This is a genomic window from Acidovorax facilis, assembly GCF_023913775.1.
Classification (GTDB): Bacteria; Pseudomonadota; Gammaproteobacteria; order Burkholderiales; family Burkholderiaceae_C; genus Acidovorax; species Acidovorax facilis.
Genome location: NZ_JAMXAX010000221.1, coordinates 1 through 4,230 on the forward strand (window position 1 = coordinate 1; position 4,230 = coordinate 4,230).

At 65.6% G+C, this 4,230-nt stretch carries 4 protein-coding genes; 2 read left to right on the forward strand and 2 right to left on the reverse strand.

The features are described 5' to 3' along the window. Positions 1–170: 170 nt before the first annotated feature. Complete coding sequence (locus NFX52_RS29325) at positions 171–752, reverse strand: redoxin domain-containing protein (RefSeq protein WP_252635963.1); 582 nt, start codon at positions 750–752, stop codon at positions 171–173. Positions 753–774: 22 nt separating this feature from the next. After that, positions 775–1,488 (reverse strand): phosphoserine phosphatase SerB, encoded by a 714-nt coding sequence (serB, locus tag NFX52_RS29330; protein ID WP_055400947.1) that lies wholly within the window; start codon positions 1,486–1,488, stop codon positions 775–777. A gap of 230 nt (positions 1,489–1,718) precedes the next feature. On the opposite strand from serB, the gene NFX52_RS29335 reads away from it, so the two are divergent. Together NFX52_RS29335 and NFX52_RS29340 are read left to right on the forward strand one after the other, a co-directional pair. Continuing rightward, complete coding sequence (locus NFX52_RS29335) at positions 1,719–3,377, forward strand: serine hydrolase domain-containing protein (RefSeq protein ID WP_252635964.1); 1,659 nt, start codon at positions 1,719–1,721, stop codon at positions 3,375–3,377. Positions 3,378–3,794: 417 nt separating this feature from the next. Beyond that, positions 3,795–4,013: a hypothetical protein gene (locus tag NFX52_RS29340; protein ID WP_055400951.1), complete on the forward strand. Its 219-nt coding sequence runs from the start codon at positions 3,795–3,797 to the stop codon at positions 4,011–4,013. Positions 4,014–4,230 lie beyond the last annotated feature (217 nt).

Genomic DNA, 4,230 nt, shown 5'->3' on the forward strand with positions numbered 1-4,230 from the left:
GATCAAGCGCGTCATCTGTTGCTGTCGCATGGCCTTCTCCTGGGGCAGACGCAAGAGCGTCGTACCTTAAAGATGAGGGCCATGGGGCGCGATTAAAGAGGCATCACTAGCATTCGCTAGAAGAGCCTGAAAATGGCCTCCAGCGCTTGTCCATCAAGCGCTAGATGCTATCATTTTGGAAGCATTGCACTCCACTGCGGCACGGTCTGCGCCCACCACAGCCGCAGGCGCATGGCCCATTCGGGTGTGTAGCCCGAGGTGGCGAACCGCACTTGGCCGTGCGCGTCGATGACCAACAGCGCGGGCACGGCGCGCACGCCCCAGCTGCGTGACAGGGTGCCCTGCGGGTCCACCGCCGTAGGCCAGACCATGCTGCGCTGGCGCTGCACCTGGGCCACCTTTTCGGCGTTGCCCGACTGCATGGCCACACCCAGCACCGGCCAGTCGGCGGACAGGCTGGCGATGCTGGGCTCTTCCAGCTTGCAGATGGAACACCATTCGGCCCAGAAGTGCACGGCCACGGCCTGACCGGGGTGCTGGGCGCGCCACTGGGCCAGGGTGGTGGGGGCGGTGGCGCCAGCGCTGGGGGCCATCACCAGCGCCACATCGGGCGCAGGGCCCTGGGGCAGGTCGCGCGTGCGCCAGGTGTCTACCGCCACGATGGCGACCCAGGCGAGCGCGAGGGTGGCCAGGTGCTGCTTCCAGCTTTTGCGCAAGGACTGCGCGGCACGGGTGGCAAGGGCCTTCAGCATGGCGGGGCTGTGGTGTCGCGAATCAGCGCAGCACTTCCAGCAGCCGGTCCAGCCCGCCCTGGTTGATGGCCACCTTGGCCTGCGCGCGCACGGCGGGCTTGGCGTGGTAGGCCACCGACAGGCCCGCCGCGCCCATCATGGGCAGGTCATTGGCGCCGTCGCCCACCGCAATCGCCTGCTGGGGCGAGATGCCCATGAGCGAAGCCACTTCCAGCAGCGTGCGGCGCTTTTCGGCGCCATCACAGATGTCGCCCCAGGCCTGGTCCACCATGCGGCCGGTGAGTTGGTCATCTTGCACTCCGAGCATGTTGGAGCGGGCGAAATCAATGCCCAGCCCGGCCTTCACGCGGTCGGCAAAAAAGGTGAAACCGCCAGAGACCAGCAGCGTCGTCAGGCCTGCAGCCTTGGCGGCGGTGATCAGCTCCTTGGCGCCTGGGTTAAAGCGCAGGCGCTCGGTGAACACCTGTTCCATGTGCTGCACCGTCACGCCCTTGAGCAGGGCCACGCGCTGGCGCAGGCTTTCCTTGTAGTCGGTGATCACGCCTTGCATGGCCGCTTCGGTGATGGCGGCCACCTCGGCCTTGCGGCCTGCGGCGTCGGCGATTTCGTCCACGCACTCGATGTTGATGAGGGTGGAGTCCATGTCAAACGCGATGAGCTTGTAGCTCGACAGGGACAGGGGGGCTTCAATGCCCTGGACAACAAGGCCGGGCGCGAATTCGGTAGCGTGGGTCATGGCAGAACGTGGGAGTCGATTTTTTGGGGGAGCACAACCTGCAATGGTATCGCCCGCGCCTGCGTACTCGACAGCCCCAAACCGTATCGCCCCGCAGGGCATAAATTCCGCGGCTCGCGGCCGAGAGCGGTTGCTTCCAGCTCTTGGGTTTGCCTTGGATGCGGACGATGTGCAGTACGGGCCCATGGGCGCATATGATTTCTGCACAACATGCACTGAGGGTACTGACGATGGCCATGCACAGAGACGGCAACGCGGGAGAGAAAGTCTCCGCGACATGGATCAACCGCAGGCAGGCCACGGCCGTACTGCTGGCCAGCGCGGCGGTGCCTTTTACCCCAGCGGGAGCGCAGGATGCAGCGGCCCCCGCATCACCTGCCGCATCCCCCGCTGCATCGGCTGCCGAAGCCCCTCTCGCCGCTATCTGGCCTGCTGACGACTGGGCAGAAAGCACGCCCGAGGCGCAGGGCATGGACTCTGCAGCGCTGGCCAAGCTCGTCGACTTTGGCGCAGCGCAGGGCATGGACAGCCTGCTCGTCACCCGACACGGCAGCCTGGTGGCCGAGGCCTTCTATGCCCCGTACCGCGAGGGGCTCAAGCATGCCGTCAACTCCACCACCAAGGGTGTCGTCGCCACGCTCACTGGCATGGCCATCCAGGACGGGCTGATCGCCTCGCGCGATGCGCCTGTGCTCGACTTCTTTGCTGACCGCAAGGTCGCCAACGCCGATGCCTCCAAGAAGGCCATGACTGTGGGCCACCTGCTGGACATGACCTCGGGCCTGAACTGGATCGAGTCGCTCAGCGACGCTGTGCCCGAGACCATGCTGCAGCTGACCCGCACGCGCGACTGGCAGGGCTTTGTGCTCGACCGGCCCATGGCCCAGGCGCCTGGCACGGGCTTCAACTACAACAGTGGCAACACCCACCTGCTCTCGGCCATCCTGGCGCTCAAGACCGGCGGCAGCACCCTGGCCTATGCGCAAAAACGCCTGTTCGGCCCCCTGGGCATCACCGACGTCCGCTGGCGCAAGGACCCGCAGGGCCTGGAGGTCGGCGGCTGGGGCTTGTACCTGCACCCGCGCGACATGGCGCGCATCGGATACCTCTACCTGCGCATGGGCCAGTGGAACGGCCGTCAGCTGCTGCCCGCCGCCTGGGTGGAGCAGGTCTTCAATCCCGTGGTGGACATGGGTTTTGGCTCCAGCAACGGGGCGCCCTCCTTCAAGTACGCCAACGGTTGGTGGAGCATCCCTTCCAGGCGCGCGTACTTCACGGCCGGCTTCAACCGCCAGCTCATCGTGGTGCTGCCCGACCTCGATGTGGTTGTCGCCGTGACCGGCCGGCGCCACTACCCGCTGCCCCTGTTCATCGACCAGATCACCGCCGCAGTGCGCTCGCGCGAGCCCCTGCCTGCCGACGCTGCCGGGCAGGACCATCTGGCCTCCCGTATCCGCGACGCCGGGGTGGAAAAGCCCAGCGCCATCCCCACCACCACGCCCGAACTGGCCGCCACCGTCTCGCGCAAGGCTTGGCTGCTGGAGCGCAACGGCATGGGCATCCAGCGCTTGGTGCTGGATCTCACGCCCGCCAACCCGCGCTATGAGGTCATGTTCGACAGCAGCCGCCCCGATTTGCCGCGCGAGCCGGTTGCCGGCCCGCTGGGCCTGGACGGGAAGTACCGCACCGCGCAGCAGGGACCCAATGCGGTCATCGCCATCAAGGGCCACTGGCTTGATGCGCAGACCTTTCAGCTCATCTCGCGCTCGGTGGCGGATGGCGAGGTCACCGGGGTCACGCTGAAATTCGAGGACGGCGGGAAGGCGGTGAATGTGGGGTTGGAGAACAACTGGGGGTTCAGGGCGCAGGTGCGGGGGCGCGGGGAGTAGCGGTTCGGCTTTGCATGGCCATGGGCAATGGCGCTGCCAGGTTCACCACCACGGCGACCAGACCGGCTCTGGCCAGGTTCTTCCATGATCAGGGCTGGATGGTCGCGTTTCCCGAGCGCCGGGGGCTCGGCGTGCCCCGGTTGATATGGGCGCTCTCGGCCGCATGTTGATGGTTGTCAGGTAGCCTTGGGCTTCCACTCCCCAGCGCCAGCAGGGCATTCGCGAGCTAGGAGGCTGTCGGACTTGGAGCGTCGAAAGCGAAAATCGGCCCCAGCGAGGACAGTTTTTGCCGGATTTGCAGCCCCATAGCCCGGCTATGGGGCAAAAAGACGGTAAAAAATGGACCGCTGCGGTCGATTTGCAGCCGACGATTTCCAAGTCCGACAGCCTCCTAGACCCGCTACCGATAGACTACCGATGAAGACCATTGACGAAATGCTGCACCTGGACTTGCTCACCGCCGAGCAGCACGTTGACATCAGCGCCTGGATTGCGCAGTCAGCCTCTCCCGAAGAAATACTGCAGATGCCTGCGCCCCTGTGGCAGGCCCTGGAGCGCGCCAGCAAAGTGATGGGCATCGACGAGGACCTTTTGCGACCACCGTCGTTCGATGCGGACAGTCTGGCGCTGGGCTAAGAACCTGTTCAAGATCTTTTCAGGGTCGCACGAGTACCTTGCCGGGATGGGATGCAAGGCGCGGGGTGCAGTTGATAGCTTGGCTATCAACAAGCGCCGCAACGCCGCAGACCGCCCGGCAAGGCACTTGCCCGAAGGGTTGGAGTGAAATCGGGCGATTGGACGCCCCGGCTGCTTGCATGGGCACGAGCCCATGCGGCGCATCCGAAGCATCCAC